The sequence below is a fragment of the Dactylosporangium sp. NPDC005572 genome (genome assembly GCF_040605515.1).
Taxonomy (GTDB): Bacteria; Actinomycetota; Actinomycetes; order Mycobacteriales; family Micromonosporaceae; genus Dactylosporangium.
The window spans coordinates 55136-73796 of the sequence record NZ_JBEXCY010000005.1 but is presented as its reverse complement, the minus strand read 5'-3'; the positions used below and the strand labels follow the sequence as shown (position 1 = coordinate 73796).

Annotated in this window: 16 protein-coding genes and 1 tRNA gene; 5 read left to right on the top strand and 12 right to left on the bottom strand. The window is 71.9% G+C overall.

Annotation, left to right across the window (positions count from 1 at the left end; translation table 11 throughout):
* Positions 1-38: 38 nt before the first annotated feature.
* Together gltX and ABZS66_RS04215 are read right to left on the bottom strand one after the other, a co-directional pair.
* Entirely contained in the window at positions 39-1460 is a 1422-nt protein-coding gene (gene gltX / locus ABZS66_RS04220; RefSeq protein WP_354754969.1) for a glutamate--tRNA ligase, read from the bottom strand.
* Positions 1457-1924 carry a MarR family transcriptional regulator gene (locus tag ABZS66_RS04215; RefSeq protein ID WP_354754967.1) on the bottom strand — a complete coding sequence of 156 codons (468 nt, stop codon included), beginning with the start codon at positions 1922-1924 and terminating at the stop codon, positions 1457-1459. Before ABZS66_RS04215 ends, gltX begins: the two co-directional genes overlap by 4 nt.
* Before the next feature lie 134 nt (positions 1925-2058).
* On the opposite strand from ABZS66_RS04215, the gene ABZS66_RS04210 reads away from it, so the two are divergent.
* The 3 genes from ABZS66_RS04210 (at position 2059) to ABZS66_RS04200 (ending at position 6995) form a co-directional block, all read left to right on the top strand.
* The gene (locus tag ABZS66_RS04210; RefSeq protein WP_354754965.1) at positions 2059-5232 is read left to right on the top strand and encodes an efflux RND transporter permease subunit; all 3174 of its coding nucleotides are present in this window, start codon (positions 2059-2061) and stop codon (positions 5230-5232) included.
* Between the two features lie 70 nt (positions 5233-5302).
* On the top strand, positions 5303-5740 hold the full coding sequence (locus ABZS66_RS04205; RefSeq protein ID WP_354754963.1) for a hypothetical protein: 438 nt from the start codon (positions 5303-5305) through the stop codon (positions 5738-5740).
* 55 nt (positions 5741-5795) lie between these two features.
* A complete protein-coding gene (locus ABZS66_RS04200; RefSeq protein ID WP_354754961.1) occupies positions 5796-6995 on the top strand; it encodes a cellulose binding domain-containing protein in 1200 nt (399 codons plus the stop codon).
* A gap of 66 nt (positions 6996-7061) precedes the next feature.
* Here ABZS66_RS04200 and ABZS66_RS04195 read toward each other — a convergent pair whose 3' ends face one another.
* Together ABZS66_RS04195 and ABZS66_RS04190 are read right to left on the bottom strand one after the other, a co-directional pair.
* A complete protein-coding gene (locus ABZS66_RS04195) occupies positions 7062-8414 on the bottom strand; it encodes a GH1 family beta-glucosidase (protein ID WP_354754959.1) in 1353 nt (450 codons plus the stop codon).
* Positions 8415-8431: 17 nt separating this feature from the next.
* Positions 8432-9634, bottom strand: coding sequence for a Rieske 2Fe-2S domain-containing protein (locus ABZS66_RS04190; RefSeq protein WP_354754957.1), 1203 nt, complete (start codon positions 9632-9634; stop codon positions 8432-8434).
* A gap of 27 nt (positions 9635-9661) precedes the next feature.
* On the opposite strand from ABZS66_RS04190, the gene ABZS66_RS04185 reads away from it, so the two are divergent.
* Complete coding sequence (locus ABZS66_RS04185; protein ID WP_354754955.1) at positions 9662-10435, top strand: aldo/keto reductase; 774 nt, start codon at positions 9662-9664, stop codon at positions 10433-10435.
* 3 nt (positions 10436-10438) lie between these two features.
* Here the strand turns inward: ABZS66_RS04185 and ABZS66_RS04180 are convergent, their stop codons facing one another.
* The 7 genes from ABZS66_RS04180 to ABZS66_RS04150 all read right to left on the bottom strand — a co-directional run bounded on the left by ABZS66_RS04180 (position 10439) and on the right by ABZS66_RS04150 (position 14658).
* A complete protein-coding gene (locus ABZS66_RS04180) occupies positions 10439-10903 on the bottom strand; it encodes a hypothetical protein (protein ID WP_354754953.1) in 465 nt (154 codons plus the stop codon).
* Between the two features lie 130 nt (positions 10904-11033).
* Positions 11034-11771 (bottom strand): ABC transporter permease, encoded by a 738-nt coding sequence (locus ABZS66_RS04175; protein ID WP_354754952.1) that lies wholly within the window; start codon positions 11769-11771, stop codon positions 11034-11036.
* Between the two features lie 5 nt (positions 11772-11776).
* Positions 11777-12634, bottom strand: coding sequence for an ABC transporter ATP-binding protein (locus ABZS66_RS04170; RefSeq protein WP_354754950.1), 858 nt, complete (start codon positions 12632-12634; stop codon positions 11777-11779).
* Entirely contained in the window at positions 12635-12949 is a 315-nt protein-coding gene (locus ABZS66_RS04165) for a transcriptional regulator (protein ID WP_354754948.1), read from the bottom strand.
* A complete protein-coding gene (locus ABZS66_RS04160) occupies positions 12946-13581 on the bottom strand; it encodes a transporter (RefSeq protein WP_354754946.1) in 636 nt (211 codons plus the stop codon). The genes ABZS66_RS04165 and ABZS66_RS04160 overlap by 4 nt, the downstream gene beginning before the upstream one ends.
* A gap of 452 nt (positions 13582-14033) precedes the next feature.
* Positions 14034-14108 (bottom strand) — tRNA-Val (locus tag ABZS66_RS04155).
* 67 nt (positions 14109-14175) lie between these two features.
* Positions 14176-14658, bottom strand: a complete 483-nt coding sequence (locus ABZS66_RS04150; protein ID WP_354754944.1) for a peroxiredoxin — start codon at positions 14656-14658, stop codon at positions 14176-14178.
* 46 nt (positions 14659-14704) lie between these two features.
* Between ABZS66_RS04150 and ABZS66_RS04145 the strand changes: the two genes are divergently transcribed.
* Positions 14705-17551, top strand: a complete 2847-nt coding sequence (locus tag ABZS66_RS04145) for an Hsp70 family protein (protein ID WP_354754942.1) — start codon at positions 14705-14707, stop codon at positions 17549-17551.
* 574 nt (positions 17552-18125) lie between these two features.
* On the opposite strand, the gene ABZS66_RS04140 is transcribed toward ABZS66_RS04145, so the two are convergent.
* The gene (locus tag ABZS66_RS04140; RefSeq protein ID WP_190257925.1) at positions 18126-18557 is read right to left on the bottom strand and encodes a DUF3052 domain-containing protein; all 432 of its coding nucleotides are present in this window, start codon (positions 18555-18557) and stop codon (positions 18126-18128) included.
* Positions 18558-18661: the final 104 nt, after the last annotated feature.

Genomic DNA, 18661 nt, shown 5'->3' with positions numbered 1-18661 from the left:
AGGCCGCCGCGGAGAAGGGCGGAGGGACGGGGTGGGGGCTACAGGCGGGCGCGAGCGGCCCGCAGGCGGGACAGCGTGCGGTCGCGGCCCAGGATCTCCAGCGACTCGAACAGCGGCAGGCCGACCGAGCGGCCGGTCACCGCGACCCGGATCGGGGCCTGCGCCTTGCCGAGCTTCAGCCCGCGCTCCGCGCCGACCGCCTCCAGCGCCGCCTTCAGCGCCTCCGCGTCCCACGACGCCGCCTCGAACGCCGCGATGGACGCGTCGAGCAGGTCGGCGGCGCCGTTCTTTATCGCCTTCGCCCACGACGCCTCGTCGACCGCCGGCTCGTCGAGGAAGGCGAAGTCGACGTTGACCACGATCTCGGACAGCAGCGCGATGCGGGTCTGCGCGTGCGGGGCGAGGGCCTCGAACACCTTCGGGTCGTAGGCGGCCGGGTCCCACGGCGGGGCGGGCACGGAGGTGCCGCCGGGCGCCACGGGGGTGCCGGTCAGCCACGGCTCGCAGGCCGTGACGAAGTCCGGCAGCGACAGGGCCCGGATGTACTCGCCGTTGAACGCGCGCAGCTTCCTCTCGTCGAAGAAGGCCGGCGACGGGTTGACCTCCTCCAGCCGGAACTCGTCCTCGATGACCGACCAGGGCACGATCTCCCGGTCGTTCGACGGGGCCCACCCGAGCAGCATGAGGTAGTTGCGCATGGCGTCGCTGAGGTAGCCCTCGTCGCGGTACTGCTCGAGGGCGACCTTGTCGCGGCGCTTCGACAGCTTCTGGCGCTTCTCGTTGACCACCACGGGCACGTGCGCCCAGATCGGCGGGGTGCGGCCCAGCGCCGACCACAGCAGCTGCTGCTTCGGCGTGTTGGGCAGGTGCTCCTCGGCCCGGATGACGTGGGTGATCCCCATCGTCATGTCGTCGACGACGTTGGCCAGCAGGAACACCGCCGAGCCGTCGGCGCGGGCGATGACGAAGTCCTCGATGAGCTTGTTCTCGAACGTGGGCTCGCCGCGCACCAGGTCGACGACGACGGTGCTGCCCTCGTCGGGCGTGCGGAAGCGCAGGGCGCGGCCCTCGCCGGGGCCGAGCGAGCGGTCGCGGCAGAAGCCGTCGTACCCCCGGAACTGCGCACCGGCCCGCTCCTGGATCATCTCGCGGGTGCAGTCGCAGTAGTAGGCCTTGCCCTCCTGGTAGAGCCGGTGGGCGGCGGCGGTGTGCTGCTCGGCGTAGGTCGACTGGAAGTAGGGGCCCTCGTAGGTGTCGCGGGCGATGCCGATCCAGCCGAGCGCGTTGAGGATGCCCTCGGTCCACTCCGGACGGTTGCGGGCGGCGTCCGTGTCCTCGATGCGCAGGACGAACACGCCGCCGTGCTGCTTGGCGTAGATCCAGTTCTGCAGCGCGGACCGGGCGCCGCCGACGTGGAACATGCCGGTCGGGGACGGGGCGAAGCGAACGCGAACAGTCACGCTTCCAGACTAGTGGGCTCCGGAAGCACGTTTTCCGGCAGTACTATCCCTTGCTCCAGCGCCTCGGCCACCGCCGCGTCGCCGATGCGGGCCAGCACGGTCTCCAGCATCTCGAGGGTCTCGTCGTCGAGCCGGTCGAGCAGCCGCCGCTGGGCGCGGTTGCCGCTGTCCATGATCTCCTCGAGTAATCGGCGCCCCTCGGCGGACAGGTGGATGCGCCGGATGCGCCGGTCGTGGGCGTCCTCGACGCGCGTGACCAGACCGTGGCCGACGAGCCGGTCGATGATCCCGGACAGCGTGGCCAACGTCACGCCGAGCAGGCGGGACAGCTCCTGACCGGCGATTCCTTCGTGCCGGGAGAGCAGTAACAGCACCCTGAGCTGCTGCATTGTGAGGTTTACTGAGAAAATCGGGTTGGTTCGGTCGTACGCGACCAGGGAGCGCATGCGCTGCTCGGCCATCATCACCCGCTGCAGCAGGGCTTCCCTGTGAGTCTTCACAGGAATGTTTTACCTCCTGGATAAATTTTGTGCGAGCCTAACCGTTAGCATCGCACGAACTAACGTCTGTCTTAGCCGATCGGAAGAAGACTCCAACCATGTCGTTCCTCGCCCGGCTCAGTTTGGCGAACCGGGGGCTGGTCGCGATCATCGCGATCGTCGTCCTGGGCTTCGGCGCCATTGCCATTCCGTCGCTCAAGCAGCAGCTCATCCCGTCGATCGAGTTCCCGGCCGCCTTCGTGGTCGCGCCGTATCCGGGCGTGTCGCCGGAGATCGTCGAGGAGCAGGTCACCAAGCCCATCGAGAGCGCCCTGCAGGGCGTGCCGGGGCTGTCCGACATCACGTCGACGAGCCGCGAGGGCGTCGCGACGGTGCAGGTCTCCTTCGAGTTCGGCACCTCGATCGACGAGATCACCAACAAGATCCAGACGTCGATCACCCGGATCCGGTCGCAGCTGCCGTCGACCGTCGAGCCGCAGGTGATCGCCGGCTCCACCGACGACCTGCCCGCGATCGTGCTCGCCGCGTCCAAGTCCGGCGACCAGGTGGCGTTCGCGCAGCAGCTCAACGCCATCGTGGTGCCGGCGCTGCAGGGCATCGACGGCGTCCGGACCGTCGAGGTCACCGGCGCCGAGACCCAGAACGTGCTCATCACGCTCAACCAGAAGGCGCTCGCCGCCGGCGTGAACTCGCAGACGCTCACCGCGGCCCTCAAGTCCAACGGCGTCTCGTTCCCGGCCGGCACGCTGACCGAGGGCGACCGGGCCCTCGCGGTGCAGGTCGGCGGCACGCTCGGCACGATCGACGAGCTCAAGGCGCTCAACGTCACGCCGGCCACGAAGCTCGGTGACGTCGCCACGGTCGAGCTCAAGACCGTCGAGGCCACCTCGATCACGCGGACCAACGGCAAGCCGAGCCTGGGCATCGCGGTCACCGCGTCGCCCGACGGCAACCCCGTGCGGATCAGCCACGCGGTCCAGGACAAGCTGGCCGAGCTGCAGACGCAGCTGGGCGGCGACGCGAAGATCACGTCGATCTTCGACCAGGCCCCGTTCGTCGAGTCGTCCATCAAGAGCCTCACCACCGAGGGCGCGCTCGGCCTGCTGTTCGCGGTGATCGTGATCCTGGTGTTCCTGGTGTCGATCCGCTCGACGCTGGTCACCGCCGTGTCGATCCCGCTGTCGGTGGTCGTCGCGCTGATCGGCCTGTGGGTCGGCGACTACTCGCTCAACCTGCTGACCCTGGGCGCCCTCACGATCGCCGTCGGCCGCGTCGTCGACGACTCGATCGTGGTGCTGGAGAACATCAAACGCCATCTGGAGTACGGCGAGGAGAAGCGCCACGCGATCCTCACCGGTGTCCGCGAGGTCACCAGCGCCGTCGTCGCCTCGACGCTGACCACCGTCGCCGTGTTCCTCCCGATCGGCCTCGTCGGCGGGCTCGCCGGCGAGCTGTTCCGGCCGTTCGCGGTCACCATCGCGGTCGCGCTGGTCGCCTCGCTGTTCGTGTCGCTGACGGTCGTGCCGGTGCTCGCGTACTGGTTCCTGCGTCCCCCGAAGCAGCTCGGTGCCGAGGAGCGCGAGGCCATCGAGGCCAGGGCGCTGGAGAAGGAGCGGCGCAGCCCGCTGCAGCGCGGCTACGTGCCGATCATCAGCTGGGTGACCCGCTCCGCCGGGACCCGCTGGATCACCATCGGCCTCAGCCTCGTCGTGTTCGTCCTGACGATCGGCTCGGCGACGCTGCTGAAGACGAACTTCATCGACCAGTCGGGCCAGACCGAGTTCTCCATCTCGCAGGAGCTGCCGCTCGGCGCCAGCCTGGCGACGACCGACGCGGCCGCGAAGAAGGTCGAGGACCTGCTGGCCAAGCGCAGTGACATCGAGGCCTACCAGGCGACCATCGGCGCCTCGTCCGGCTTCGGCTTCGCCGGCGCCCAGTCGACGAACACGGCGAACTTCTCGGTCACCGCCAAGGACGACACCGACGTCGACAAGGTCATCGAGGAGCTGCGCAGCGAGGTCGCGGCGGCCGGCACGAGCATCGGCACCGTGAAGATCACCGCCGGCGGCGGCGGCGGCGGCTCCACCGACCAGCTCGAGGTCGTCGTCAAGGCGAACAACTCGGCCGACCTCGCCAAGGCGGCGGAGCAGGCCCAGAAGGCGATGTCGGAGACCGAGAACATCGCCGACGTCGAGAGCAACCTGTCGGCGAGCAACCCGCGCGTCGACGTCAAGGTGAAGCGGGACGCCGCCGCGCGGTACGGGCTGTCCGACGCCGCCATCGGCGGCATCGTCAGCGCCGCCTACCGCGGCCAGACGCTCACCGAGCTCACCATCGACGGCCAGTCGCGTGACCTGGTGCTGCGCTCCGGCCCGGCCCCGGCGACGCTCGCCCAGCTCAAGGCGCTGCAGATCCCGGTCCAGGCCACCCCGCCGTTCGTGCGGCTCGACCAGGTCGCCGACGTCACCGAGGGGGCCGGCCCGGCCGCCATCACCCGCATCGACGGCAACCGCAGCGCGTCGGTCACCGGCCGCGCGACGACCGACAACCTCGGCGAGGTGTCGACCGCCCTGCAGAAGAAGCTCGACGGGCTGACCCTGCCGGCCGGTGCGACCGTCACCCTCGGCGGCGTCACGCAGGACCAGCAGGAGGCGTTCGGTCAGCTGGGCCTGGCCATGCTGGCGGCGATCGCGATCGTGTTCATCATCATGGTGGCGACGTTCCGCAGCGTGGCCCAGCCGCTGATCCTGCTCGTCTCGATCCCGTTCGCCGCGACCGGCGCGATCCTGCTGCTGCTCGCGACGAACACCCCGCTGGGCCTGCCGGCGATGATCGGCGTGCTCATGCTCATCGGCATCGTCGTGACCAACGCGATCGTGCTGATGGACCTCATCAACCAGTACCGCGAGGGCGGCATGCCGGTCCGTGAGGCGGTCATCGAGGGCGGCCGGCGCCGCCTGCGCCCGATCCTCATGACGGCGGTGGCGACGATCTGCGCCCTGCTCCCGATGGCCATCGGCCTCACCGGCGAGGGCGGCTTCATCTCGCAGCCGCTCGCCATCGTGGTGATCGGCGGCCTGATCAGCAGCACGCTGCTGACGCTGGTGCTGGTGCCGACCCTCTACTCGATGGTCGAGGGCCGCAAGGAGCGCCGCCGGCTCAAGAAGGCGGGCCGCCACGCGTCCCCGGTCACCGCCACGGAGATCGAGGACGGCCCGGACGGCGAGGGCCGCCACCGGGTCGACCCGCTGGAGCCCGCCCCGTCGCACTGACAGCACGAACAGCACCGCACCGAGGCCGGCCGTCCCGTGACGGCCGGCCTCGGCGTGACAGCATCGCGGCGTGGACACATCCGAGTGGCACTACCTGGCCGCGTTCGACGGCAACGTCGCCGCCACCCTCGCCGCCCTGCGCGCCGCCGAGTTCGACCCGGGGGACTACTACTGGCCGTACGGCGGCGAGCCGTCGCGACCGGAGACCGAGGACGAGCTCGAGGCCGCCGGGTGGATCCGGGACGGCGCCGCGCACTCGATCCTGGACGTGGCCGGGGTCGGCGAAGGGGACCCGGACGGCGACGACGCGATCGGCCGGACCTTCGCGGTGTCCGAGGACGAGTGCACCCGCGTGTTCGGCACGGCCCGGGTGACCACGGACGACCTGGAGCGGCTGGGCGACCGGCTGCCGGAGGTCCTCGGCCGGCTGCTGACCGGCTACGGGATCGGCCGGCACCTGGTCGTCCACCCGGGCCGGATCCTGTTCTTCGGGCACTCCGGGGACTGACCGGAGTGTGGGCACGCGTTGACGGTCGGTGGCCGCGACCCTAGCATCCATCGACATGGGTCGAATTCGCGTCCTCGGCCGGGCGGCCGCCCTCGCCGTCCTGGCCGCCGCCGTCGTGGGTTTCGCCGCCACGCCCGCGCGGGCCGCCACCGTCGCATTCGAGCGGCAGAGCACGTGGAACGGCGGGTACGTCGGCGCGTTCACGGTCACCAACGACACCGCCGCCCCGCTGACCTGGCGGGTCGAGTTCGACCTGCCGGCCGGCACGGCGGTCGCGACCTCGTGGAGCGGCCGCTTCACCCGCACCGGCGAGCACTACGCCGTCGTCGGGGAGTCCTGGAACGCGACCCTGGCCGCCGGCGCCGCGACGACGTTCGGGTTCGTCGCGCAGGGCGACGGCGACCCGCAGAACTACCGCCCCGGCGGTACCCCGGACCTGCGCCCGCCGACCGCCCCGGGCAACCTGCGGACCGTCCTCGCGCCGACCACGATGACGCTGCGCTGGGACGCGTCGGCGGACAATGTCGCCGTCACCGCCTACGAGGTGTACCTGGGCGCCAGCCTGGCAGCGACCGTCACCGGCACCGAGTACACGATGCCGACCCCGCCGCCGGCCATCTTCACGTACCGCGTGCGGGCCCTCGACGCCGCCGGCAACGCCTCGCCGTTCGCCGTGATCACCCCCGGCGGGCCGCCGGACACCGTGGCGCCCGGCGCGCCGACGCAGCTGCGGTTCGGGTCCGGCGCCCAGGGCACGACGCTCGGCTGGACGGCCGCGACCGACAACGTGGCGGTCGCCGGCTACCACGTGTACGTCAACGGCGAGCACTACGGCCCCACCAGCAGCACCGGCCTCACCGTGCCCCGGCTCGGCTTCGGCACCTTCGCGTTCCGGGTGGTCGCCTTCGACGGCGCGGGCCTGCAGTCCCCGGCGCTCGCCGTCGCCGTCGCCATCGACCCGGGCCCGGCGTCGGACGCGCGCCAGCCGACGGTACCGGCGAACCTGCGCTTCGCTCTGTCGGCGACCGCGGTGACCTGGTCCTGGGACGCGTCGACCGACAACGTGGGGGTGGCGGGCTACCAGGTCTTCAAGGACGCCGACTGGATCGCCGACGTGCCCGGCACGACGTGGACCGAGCCGCGCGCACCGGGCCGGACGACCTTCAGCCTGCGGGTGCGGGCGTTCGACGCGACCGGCAACAAGTCGGCCTTCGCGTCGCTGGCGGTGGTGGTGGACCCGCTACCGGGCTCCTAGCACCGGTGCGGGCAGCGGTGGACCGAGACCAGCCGGACCCCGCGGACTGGCCCCGCATCCACCGGGTCATCCGGTCGGTTCGCCCTGCAGGTCCGGCCGGGGCGCGGCGGTGGCGCAGACCTGCCGGTACCAGTCGAAGGAGCGGCGCTTCGTGCGGGTCTGGGTCTCGAAGTCCACGTGCACCAGGCCGAACCGCTGGCCGTAGCCCTCGGCCCACTCGAAGTTGTCCATCAGCGACCACGTGCAGTAGCCGTGCACCTCGACGCCGGCGCGCATCGCGGCCTGCAGCGCCTCCAGGTGGCCGGAGATGTAGTCGATGCGGAACTGGTCGTCGACGTCGGGCCAGGACGTGCCGCTCTCCGTGATCCAGATCGGGGGCAGCTTGTCGCCGTAGCGCTCCTTGAAGCCGACGAGCAGCTCACGCAGGCCGTCGGGGACGACCGGCCAGCCGAAGGCCGACTGGGGGTACCCCTCGATCGGCAGGCGGCTGAACGGCAGCCCGTCCTCGCCGTTGGGCGCGCCGATCAGGCTCGGGTTGTAGTAGTTCACGCCGAGGGCCTCGATCGGCTGGGAGATGACGTCGAGGTCGCCCTCCATGACGACGGCGTCCACGTCCACCCCCGCCAGCAGGGCCTCGAAGCCGGCCGGGTAGGCACCCAGCAGTACCGGATCCGTGAAAAGGTGGTTCTGCACCATGTCGTAGAAGAGGGCGGCGCCGCGGTCCGCGTCGGTCTCGCCGGCGAGCCAGACGGGCGAGTAGTTGTTCGCCAGGGTGATCGGGGCGCGCGAGTGCCGCCGGAGCGCCGACACGGCCAGGCCGTGGGCGAGCAGCAGGTGGTGCACGACGAACGGGTAGCCGTCCGGCGACAGCGTCAGGCCGGGCGCGTGGACGCCCTGCACGTGGCCGAGAGCGAAGTGGATGTACGGCTCGTTGAGGGTGCACCACAGCTTCACCCGGTCGCCGAGGCGCTCGCCGACCAGCTCCGCGTACTCGCCGAAGCGCATCGCGGTGTCCCGGTTGCTCCAGCCGCCCTGGTCCTGCAGCGCCTGCGGGAGGTCCCAGTGGAAGAGCGTCGCGACCGGGTCGATGCCGCGGGCCAGCAGCCCGTCGACCAGCCGGTCGTAGAAGTCGAGCCCGGCGGCCACCGCCGGGCCGTCGCCGGTGGGCTGGATGCGGGGCCAGGCCACCGAGAACCGGTAGGCGTTGGCGCCCAGCTCCGCGATCAGGTCGAGGTCGGACTCCCAGCGGTGGTAGTGGTCGCACGCCACGTCACCGGTCTCGCCGCGGGCCACCTTGCCCGGCGTGTGCGCGAATGTGTCCCAGATGGACGGTCCGCGACCGTCCTCGGCGACGGCGCCCTCGATCTGGTAGGAGGCGGTGGACACTCCGAAGCGGAACCCTGGCGGAAACTCCAACATAGGCGCAACCTACTCGGTCAGGACAAGGTGCGATACGGGATCAACGAACGGCGCAGCGCCACCCCGAGCCGGTCCGCGCGCACGTGCAGTTCGTCCCGCGGCCGCAGCGGCAACCCGGGCACGGTCATCCGGGCCTGCAGCGCGAGGTCCTCCGCCAGTACCGCCTCCTCGAACGCCACCTCGGCGGCCACCACGTCCGGTGACGGGTCGGCGACACCGCCGATGCCGTGCAGCAGCATCTTCGTGTAGATGCGCGTGCTGCCCGCCGACTCGGGCTGCGCGAAGAACAGGATCGTCTTCACCGCGCCGGCGTCGAGCTCCTCGAGCCGGAGCATGAGCTGGAACGGCGCCCGGTGCACGTAGGTGGCCCGCCGCCGCTGCCGCACGGGGCGCAGGCCGGCCGCCACCCCCGGGTCGCCGGGGTTGTCGAACCACTGCACCTGCACGCTGCGGCAGCCGTCGGGGCGCTCGGTCACGTCGTACGGGCCGACGACGCGCTCCTCACCGGCCCCGAACGTCGCCGCGTGGACGAACGGGAAGTGGGCGACGTCGAGGAAGTTGTCGGCGACGACGCCGGCGCTGACACCGGTGCGCGACGGTGGCAGCCAGGCGCCGGCGTAGGCGGCGTCCTCGGCGTCGGGATCGTCGAACAGGCCGGTCCGCGGCTCCAGCGGCGCGAGCCAGACGAGTCCCCAGCGCACGCCGACCGCGTAGGGGGCGGGGTCCGCCCGGACGACGCCGTCCACAGTCGACAGGGACCACTCCCGGCCCAGCAGCCGGGCCGTCGTGGGCAGCTCCTCCAGCAGGGCCACCGGGTGCCAGGCGCGCAGCAGCCCGGGATCCACATTGGACAGCAGGTCGAGCGGGCCGGGCGGGGTGACGGCGGCGCGGTCCACCCACACCGACCCGTCCGCCTCCCGCAGCGGCGGGCCGGGCGGGAGGTCCGCGCGTGGGGGCACCTTGGCCTCCGGGCCGTTCGACGGTACGACCAGGCAACGCCCCGACGCGTCGAACTCCCACCCGTGGTAAGGGCAGCGCAGCACTCCGTGCTCGAACGAGCCCGCCGACAGCGGCACCAGCCGGTGCGGGCAGCGGTCGGCGAAGGCCACCGGCGCCGCCCCGGGCGCCGGTCGCAGCACGACGAGGGCCACGCCGTCGACGGCCACCGGGTGGGGCCGGCCGGTGAAGTCGGCCGAGGCCCCGATCCGCACCCATTCCATCGGCCCAGTGTCGGGCACTATGGGGGAATGGCACATGAGATCCCAACCGTCGAACTCGCGCCGGGCGTCGCACTGCCGGTCGTCGGCTTCGGCACCTGGCAGATCACCGGCACGTCCGCGTACGAGTCGACCCGCACGGCGCTCGACGTGGGCTACCGCCACATCGACACGGCCACCATGTACGGCAACGAGGCCGAGATCGGGCGGGCGCTGCGCGACAGCGGCGTCGACCGCTCGGACGTCTTCATCACCACCAAGCTGCCGCCGTCGCAGGCCGGCCGCGAGCGGCAGACCATCGAGGCCAGCCTCCACGCGCTCGGCGTCGACTACGTCGACCTGTGGCTCATCCACTGGCCCCCGTCCCGCGGCAAGTCGCTGCCGACCTGGGTGTCGTTCCTCGAGCAGCGCGACGCCGGCCGGGCCCGCTCGCTCGGGGTGAGCAACTACGACGCCGAGCTCATCGACGAGCTGATCCGGGAGACGGGGGAGGCCCCGGTCGTCAACCAGGTCTCCTGGAGCCCGTCCGAGCACGAGCCGAAGTTCCTCGACGAGATGCGGCAGCGTCGCATCGTGGTCGAGGGGTACAGCTCGCTGAAGAACACGCCGCTCGACGACCCGCGCCTGGTCGCGATCGCCGCGTCCCACGACGCGTCGGTGCCCCAGGTGGTACTGCGGTGGCAGCTCCACCACGACATCGTCATCATCCCCAAGTCCACCCGCGAGTCCCGCATGCGCGAGAACCTCGCGGTGCTCGGCTTCGAACTGACCGCCGAGGAGATCGCCACGATCGACGCCCTCTAGGGTCTAGGTCCGGCGGACCGCCCTGTCCACCCGGGCCCGCCAGCCCCGCTCCTGGGGCTTGCGGCGCAGCTTGGCCAGGGCGGCCACCGCGCCGGTCGTGAGCTCCTCGAAGTCGAACGCGGTGCGTTGGGTGCCCTTCTGGATCACGAACGCCATCCCGGCCGAGTTGCTGACCGCCCATCCCGGCCGCGTGCCGAGGCGGTGGGCCGCGTTTCCGCCGTACGCCGTGACCAGCTGGATGTCGAACGGGTAGCGCACCTCGCCGCCGGCCCTGGTCACCACGATGCGGGCCTGGGCCAGGGTGTCGTCGCGGTTGAACAGCGCCTGCCACCACTTCTTGCGGGGCGCCTCGACCACCACCTCGACGCCCTCGCCGTGCTCGCCCGGGTCGGCGGCCTCGGCGACCGCCCGGACCATGGCGACCACGCGGTCGATCCGCGACCGCCGGAACGCCACCCATTTCTCCACGGCGCCATCTTTGCGCACGGTTTCCCTCAGGTGTCACGTCCTCCGGCGACCCCGCCCCGCGATCTTGGAGTTGTGGTCCCGTTTTTATCGTGCTATTTCCGGCAAGTCAGGGACCACCATCCCAAGATCGTCACGAGAAGCGCTCGCCCTCGTCGCGGTGGTACGCCCACGCGGCCAGCGCCGCCATCGCGACCGTCCACGCCACGAGCGCGATCATCGACGTCGCCGACACCCGGAAGTCGCCGACCGCCGCCCAGACGAGCTCGACCGCGCCGCGCGTCGGCAGGTACGGCGCGATGGCCTCCACGAAGCCCGGCGCGTCGCCCGGCGCCGAGAGCAGCCCGCCGCCGAACGCCAGCGGGAAGAAGGTGATCTGCGCGACGGCGAGCGCGGCCTTGGTGGGCAGCCAGTACCCGATCGCGAGCCCCATGAACGTGAACGGCAGCGCGCCGAGCACCACCACCCCCAGCGCGAGCAGCAGCTGCAGCGGAGTCGCCGTCGCCGCGGTGAACAGCCAGCCGATGATCACCACCGGTACCAGAGAGATGCCCATCATCGTCAGCCCGGTGAGGATCCGGCCGGTGAACGCGGCACCCGGCCCGGCCGGCAGCGTGCGCACGTAGGTGCTCCACGGCTGGGCCCGGTCGTCGGCGACCCCGACGCCGTAGGTGAACAGCGAGCTGGTCATGACGGCGAACATCACCATCGACGCCGTCGCGTACGTGGCGCCGACCGGGTCGTCGCCCGCGAACGGCACGACGAAGAACAGCATCGACGCGGCCGGGAAGAACGCTCCGCCGAGCACCGCGACGGGAATGCGGACCGTTTCGATGATTCGGTACCGCGTGTGCGTGAGCACGAGGGACATGATCGTCACTTCCCGGTCAGGGTCAGGAACGCCTCTTCGAGCGTCGTGGGCTGGACCTGCAGGCCGTGGAACTGCACGTCCTTGTGGATCAGCTCGCGGACCAGCTCGTCGGCGTCGGGGGTGAGCAGCGAGGTGCGGCCGTCGGCGTGCTCGACGCTGACCACGCCGTTGAGGGCCGGCAGGTCGTCCACGACGAGGCTCACCCGGTGGATGCCGACCATGCCGCGGATCGCGGCGACCGTGTCGTCGGCGAGGATCCGCCCGTCGCCGAGCACCACGACCCGGTCGGCGAGCGCCTCGATCTCCTCCAGGTAGTGGCTCGTGAGCACGACGGTGTTCTCGGTCGCGAACTCGCGGACGGTGTCCCACAGGGCGCGCCGGGCCTGCACATCGAGCCCGGTCGTCGGCTCGTCGAGGAAGACGAGCTTCGGCCGCCCGGCGAAGGCGAGCGCGACCGCGAGCCGCCGCCGCTGGCCGCCGGACAGCCCGCCGGTCTGCCGCTTGGCGAGGTCGGCCAGCCCGAACCGCTCCAGCAGCTCACCGACCGGCACCGGGTCGGGGTGGTGGGCCGCGACGAACGCGACGCACTCCCGCACCCGCAGCGTGCCCGGCAGGCTGGTCTCCTGCGGCGTGACGCCGATCCGCCGGCGGCTGGCCGGGTCGCGCGGGTCGCCGCCGAGCAGCTCGACGGTCCCGCTCGTGGGCCGGCGGAGGCCGACGAACAGGCTGAGCAACGTGCTCTTGCCGGCGCCGTTCGGCCCGAGCAGGCCGACGACGCCGCCTTCGGGGATGTCGAGCGAGACGTGGTCGAGGGCGAGGGTGTCGCCGAAGCGCTTGGTGACCTCGACGGTGCGGGCGAGCATCTATCCCTCCTCGGGATGGTGTTTCGGTGGTTCGAGCAGGGCACGGAGCGCGGCGGTGTAGTCCTCGAACGCGACCCGGCCGCGGCGGGTGAGGCCGGCCGACGTGGTCGGGGTCCGGCCGCGGAAGGACTTGGCCACCTCGACGTAGCCGGCCTGTTCGAGCTTGGTGAGGTGGACCGACAGGTTGCCGGCGGTCATGTCGAGGATCTGCTGGAGCCGGGGGAACGTCATGCGGTCGCCGTCGGCGAGGCCGGACAGCGCGGCCATGATGCGCAGCCGGGCCTGCGCGTGGATCACCGGGTCGAGGTCCGTCACCGCGGCCGACCCCGGACCCACAGCGCGACCCCGAACAGGATCAGCCCGCCGCCACCCCCGACCGCGATGAGCAGGGAGTGCCAGCCGGGCCCGGCGATGACACCGGCGATGTTCACGACGGTCACCCAGGCGCCGAGCACGAACATCTCGCGGGAGAGCCAGATCGCGGAGCCGGCGAGGTACATGACCGCGGTGACCCCGACGGAGGCCGACCCCCACAGCAGGCCGGCCTCGTCGTCCGGCAGATACTTGGTGAACCGGCCGAGGGTGCTGCCGACCCCGGCGAACGCCAGGAACCAGGTCCACCCGTAGACGGCCCCCTGCCAGGCGGACCGGCCGTGGACGTGGCGTCCTTTGGCGGTCGACATGGCGACGGTACCGATGGCAGCGGCCGCCAGCAGCGAGAAGAGCGCGACCAGGGGCAGCCAGTCGGGCATCGGCACGAAGACGCGGCCGTCCGGCCCGTAGCGCAGGAACAGCAGCCCGAACCCGATCAGCCAGGCGAACCCCCACGGCAGGTAGTACGCGAGGGGGTTGAACTGGACGCTCCGGCTGACCGCGTCCCGCTCCCGGCTGATGAGCGCCAGCGACTCGGCGGGCGACTCCAACGGCACGTCGTCGTCATCGTTCACGCAGAGAACTTTACGGCACAAAGTTCTTTGCGACTAGCTCCGGCGTGCTGCCTGTCCTCATCGGCTTGAATGCGGAGGTCTTCTTCCCCGCCCTCCTGAGGGGTCGCGCGTCGCGCGTCGCGCGTCGCACGTCGCACGTCGCGCTCAAGATCAAGGGAAACGTATGGTCGCTGGAGCAGCCAGAAGTTTCCCTTGATCAAGGCTCTACGCTGTCAATGACCGCCTCGCCCCCGAACTGGCGCGCCATGTAGGCGCGGGTCAGGCGGATCTTCAACCCAGTTGGTCAGCCGGTGCCGTGTTCAGCAGCGAGGCCAGCGGCATCTTGGTTGCGTCCATGTGGGTCCTCAGCGATCATCACGGCAAGATCATCGAGCGTGATGACGGAAGGCGTCCGTGGCGGCGGGGCCAGCTCACCGTTGCCGTAAGGCGGGCCTCGCATGTGACGTTGTTTCTGGTGGGCACGGTTGGGTTCGAACCAACGACCCCCCGCTTGTAAGGCGGGTGCTCTTCCACTGAGCTACGCGCCCCGACCCCGGTCATCCGGGATTGGGTACCAAGATGTTACCCAAGACCCCCCGCTCTCCTCATCCCGGTTCACAGCGCCTCGATCGCGGCCAACCATCCGGCCTGCTCACGAGCCTTCCCCGGCCCCTGGACCTCGGCGAACCGGACCACCCCCGAGGCGTCTACCAGGAACGTTCCGCGGTTTGCGAAGCCGGCCTTCTCGTTGAACACCCCGTACGCGCGGGCCACCGCGCCGTGCGGCCAGAAATCCGACAGCAGCGGGAAGTCGTAGCCCTCCCGGTCCGCCCAGACCTTGTGCGCGTACGGCGAGTCGACGCTCACCGTCAGCACCTGGACGCGGGGGTTCTGGAAGGCGGAGAGGTTGTCCCGTACCGCGTGCAGTTCGCCCTGGCAGGTGCCGGTGAACGCCAGCGGATAGAACACCAGCAATACGGCGCGGCCCGCAGACAGGAGGTCGCGCAGGCTCACCTCCTGATTGTTCTGGTCCCGCAGCGTGAAGTCCGGCGCTGAGGCGCCCACGGCCAGTGCCGGTTTGCCGACATCCAGGGTCATGAACCGAGCATGCCAGTTGTCGTACCCAAGGCCTACACTCGCCCGCATGGCAGCCGGTCCACGTCTGGGCATCGACTTCGGGACCTCCCACACCGTCGCGCTTCTCGCGTGGCCGGATGGGAGGGTCCGTCCGTTGCTGTTCGACGGGTCGCCGCTCCTTCCGTCGAGCGTCTACGCGCAGGTCGACGGCGCCGTCCTCGTCGGGCGGGACGCCGTGCACGCCGCGCGGGTCGAGCCGGCCCGCTTCGAGGCCAGCCCCAAGCGGCGCATCGACGACGGCACCGTGCTGCTCGGCGAGCTCGAGGTCACCGTCCCCGCGCTGATCGGCGCGGTCCTCACGCGCGTCGCGCAGGAGGCGACCCGGGTCGCGGGCGGGCCGGTCAGCGCGCTGACCCTGACGCACCCGGCGGCCTGGGGCGTGTCGCGCCGCCTCGCGCTCATGGAGGGGGCCAAGCTCGCCGGCCTGCCGCAGCCCTCGCTCATGCCGGAGCCGGTTGCCGCTGCGCATTATTTCGCAGGTGTACTGCGGAAGCCCCTCGAAGCCGACCAGGGTCTGCTGGTGTACGACTTCGGCGGCGGCACGTTCGACGCGAGCATCGTCACCCGCGCCGGCGAGGGCTTCGACGTGCGCGCGGTCGACGGCATCGACGACCTGGGCGGCCTCGACCTGGACGCGCTGATCGTCGACCACGCGAAGCAGCAGCTGCCCGACGCCGACGTCTGGGCCCGCCTCGAGGGTCCGCAGACGACCGAGGACCGGCGGTATCGCAGGCTCCTCTGGGACGACGCCCGCATCGCCAAGGAGATGCTGTCGCGCACGGCCGCGACCGGCCTGCACGTGCCGATCCTCGCCGCCGACCTCAGCATCACCCGCGACGCCTTCGAGGAGCTGGCCCGCCCGCTGCTCGAGCAGACGGTCCGCACCACCTCGGCGGTGGTCCGCTGGGCCGGCCTCGACAAGACCCGACTCGCGGGCATCTTCCTCGTCGGCGGCTCCAGCCGCATCCCGCTCGTCGCGACCCTGCTCGAGCGCGAGCTCGGCATGGCCCCCACGATGATCGAGCAGCCCGAGCTCGTCGTCGCCGAGGGCAGCCTCCGCGCCTGGGTCAGCGTCGCCCCGTCCACCGGACAGCCCGCCGACCAGCCCAACGGTCACCCGGCCGGCGGCCCCCCGCCCGCGGGCCCCGGCGCCGGCCTGGCCGCGGCCGGTGGCCTGCCCGCGGGCGCCGCGGGCGCCGCGGGCGCCGCAGCCGGCGCACCCCCGATCAGCGCGCCTCCCGGGACGTTCCCGGTCAGTTCGCCCCCGGGGACGTTCCAGCCGCCCGTCAGCGCCCCGCCCGGCACGTTCCCGCCGGCCCAGCCACAGCCCCAGCCGGCAGCCTTCCAGCAGCCCGCTCAGCCCCAGGGCCAGCCCGTTGCGTTCCAACAGCCGGGCCAGCCCCAGGGCCAGCCGCAGGGCCAGCCTCAGGCTCAGCCGCAGGGCCAGCCCGGCGCTTTCCAGCAGCCCGGCCAGTTCCAGGGCCACCCGCAGGCCCAGCCCGGCGGGTTCCAGCAGCCGGGCCAGCCGCAGGTACAACAGCCCGGACAGGGCTTCCCGCCCCAGGTGCCCCAGCAGCAGGGGCCACCGGTGGGCTACCAGCAGGTGTACCCGCAGGCTCCGGTCAGCGGCGTCCCTCAGGCCCCCGTCAGCGGTGTCCCGCACGCACCCGTGAGCGGCGTCCCCGGCACGCCCGTCAGCGGCATCCCAGGCGGTGCCCCGATCAGCGCCGTCCCCGTCAGCCCGCCGCAGCCGCCGCGCCCCCCGCAGCCGCCGGTGTACCCGACGGTGCGCCCCGCGGCCGGCCAGAACTACCAGGGCGGCGTGTACCGCGGCACCGACGCGGAGTCGACCCAGCCGTTGCCGCCGCGCACCGTGCACGCCGTGCCGGCCATCCCCAACTACCAGTCGCCGTCCGCGATGAAGGTCGACTACGCCCAGCCGCCCCGGGAGGAGATCCCGGCGCCGCCACCGCGCCCGCGGCGCAACGTCGCCGTGCCGGTGCTGGTCGTGGTGCTGGTGCTCGCGCTCGGGCTCGCCGGGTACGTCGTCTTCCAGGATCGGTCGAACAAGCAGGCGGGCGGCGGCCCCGGCGCCACCTCGTCGTCGAGCGCGCCCACCTCGGCGCCGGCGCCGGGCGCGACGCCGCAGGTCATCCCCGCGTACCAGCGGGAGGAGCGGCCCGGCTGGGTGCCCGACGGCTGGAAGCGGATGTCGCTGCCGTCGATCGACAAGATCTGGTACAGCCAGGACGAGGACTCCGGCGGCAAGTGCACGGCCACGGCGGACGACTTACACGTCACGACCAAGGTCAACGGGCTCACCGGCTGCACCCTGCAGAAGCCGCTCGACGTGAAGCTGGCCGACTCGGGCATCGAGGCCAAGGTGCACGCGACCAGCGGCTGCGCCGGCATGTGGCTGCGGACCGGCAGCCGGGGGTACACGCTGGGCTACTGCGCCAACGGCTACGTGCGCCTGCACCGGCTCGCCGACAGCGGCCCGGGCAAGAACAACCTGATCGCGGAGTGGTACGTCAAGACGAGCGAGGACACCTACGTCGCCTTCGCCGTCGCCGGGGACGCGCTGGTCATCTACGTGGGCGGCGAGCAGGTCGGCCGGGTCTCCGACCAGGAGATCCGCGACGGGCGGACCAACCTGGGCGCGTTCAGCACGACGGGCGACGAGGCCGACGTGACGTTCTCGGACGTGCGGGTGTTCACGCCCCAGCCCACGGCCACCAACACCCCGAAGAACTCGCCGTCGCCCACCCGCTCCGGCTGGTGGGGCTCGACCTCGCCGTCGGCCTCCGCGAGCGCCTCGAAGAAGCCCTCGACGAGCGCGATGCCCACCAGCTGACCGCCCGCCACCAGCCGAGACCGACCACCGTCGACTGACCGCCCACGCGCCGGCACCAGGGAGGACCGCGGCGCGGGACCTGGTGGCGCGGGCGTGCGGGCCGCCCATGGTGCGGGTGGCGTCGATGCAGGTGGGCATCGCGCCGGGCGGCACCCAGGCGTGGCGGGATTTCTGTCGGCGCCGAACAGGTGGCGGCTGGCTAGGGCAGGAGGCGGCCGGCTAAGGCAGGTCGGCTAGCTGGGCAGGCGGCGGCCGGCTAAGGCAGGTCGGCTGGCCGGGCAGGTGGGCCCGCGGTCAGGCACGGGAGCAGTGCGAGGTGGCCGTGCAAGCGCCGCCGCGATCCACGCTGCGCTGCGCGGGCCAGGGTGCGGGCCAGGGTGGCCACAGCCGCGGTCGGCGGCTCTCAGAAGCAAGGCGGAGGCGAGGTGAAGGCGCGGCGAAGCGGCCGACGGCATTCCGACCGGCGGTTCTCGGCGCACAGCGACCACTGGCGGCGCAGCGGGGCGCGCCGCTGACACCCCCGGCGGGGGTGACGGTGAGGGCGGGTCGCCGCGGCCGCGCCCCCTACCGGCGGCTAGCGGCGGGAGCGGGCCGCCCGGGGCGCCACCAGGCGCGCGGCGGTCCAGTCCTTGCCCGCGTTGACCGTCGAGGTCTGCTGCAGTCCGGCGGTGGGCGCCGACTCGTTGATCTCGCTCGGCTCGACGTGCCCGGGGCGGCCGGCCTTGGGCGTGAGCAGCCACACCACGCCGTTGTCCGCCAGGGGGCCAAGGGCGTCGATGAGCGTCTCGACCAGGTCGCCGTCCTCGTCGCGCCACCAGAGCAGCACCACGTCGACGACCTCGTCGGTCTCCTCGTCAACCAGGTCCCCGCACCGGTCGATCAGGACGTCGCGGAGATCCTGGTCGACGTCGTCGTCGTACCCCATCTCCATAACGACCATGCCCGGTTCGACGCCGAACCGGTCCGCCAGGCTCTTCACCTCGGCCTGACCCGCGGTCGCGTTCACTGTCCACTGCCTCCTGTCGCAACACACCACTTGTTAGCGCGTAGTCCACACAGTACGGGCCGTCAACGCAAGTGGCGCACCGATGCGATCGAAAAACTATCGGT

Excerpts from the sequence above, each read along its gene's own strand:
- ABZS66_RS04170 (WP_354754950.1), bottom strand. The coding sequence starts at position 12,634 with ATGCTCGCCCGCACCGTCGAGGTCACCAAGCGCTTCGGCGACACCCTC.
- ABZS66_RS04175 (WP_354754952.1), bottom strand. The coding sequence starts at position 11,771 with ATGTCCCTCGTGCTCACGCACACGCGGTACCGAATCATCGAAACGGTC.
- ABZS66_RS04190 (WP_354754957.1), bottom strand. The coding sequence starts at position 9,634 with ATGGAATGGGTGCGGATCGGGGCCTCGGCCGACTTCACCGGCCGGCCC.
- ABZS66_RS04185 (WP_354754955.1), top strand. The coding sequence starts at position 9,662 with ATGGCACATGAGATCCCAACCGTCGAACTCGCGCCGGGCGTCGCACTG.
- ABZS66_RS04145 (WP_354754942.1), top strand. The coding sequence starts at position 14,705 with ATGGCAGCCGGTCCACGTCTGGGCATCGACTTCGGGACCTCCCACACC.
- ABZS66_RS04200 (WP_354754961.1), top strand. The coding sequence starts at position 5,796 with ATGGGTCGAATTCGCGTCCTCGGCCGGGCGGCCGCCCTCGCCGTCCTG.
- ABZS66_RS04210 (WP_354754965.1), top strand. The coding sequence starts at position 2,059 with ATGTCGTTCCTCGCCCGGCTCAGTTTGGCGAACCGGGGGCTGGTCGCG.
- ABZS66_RS04150 (WP_354754944.1), bottom strand. The coding sequence starts at position 14,658 with ATGACCCTGGATGTCGGCAAACCGGCACTGGCCGTGGGCGCCTCAGCG.
- ABZS66_RS04215 (WP_354754967.1), bottom strand. The coding sequence starts at position 1,924 with ATGATGGCCGAGCAGCGCATGCGCTCCCTGGTCGCGTACGACCGAACC.
- ABZS66_RS04195 (WP_354754959.1), bottom strand. The coding sequence starts at position 8,414 with ATGTTGGAGTTTCCGCCAGGGTTCCGCTTCGGAGTGTCCACCGCCTCC.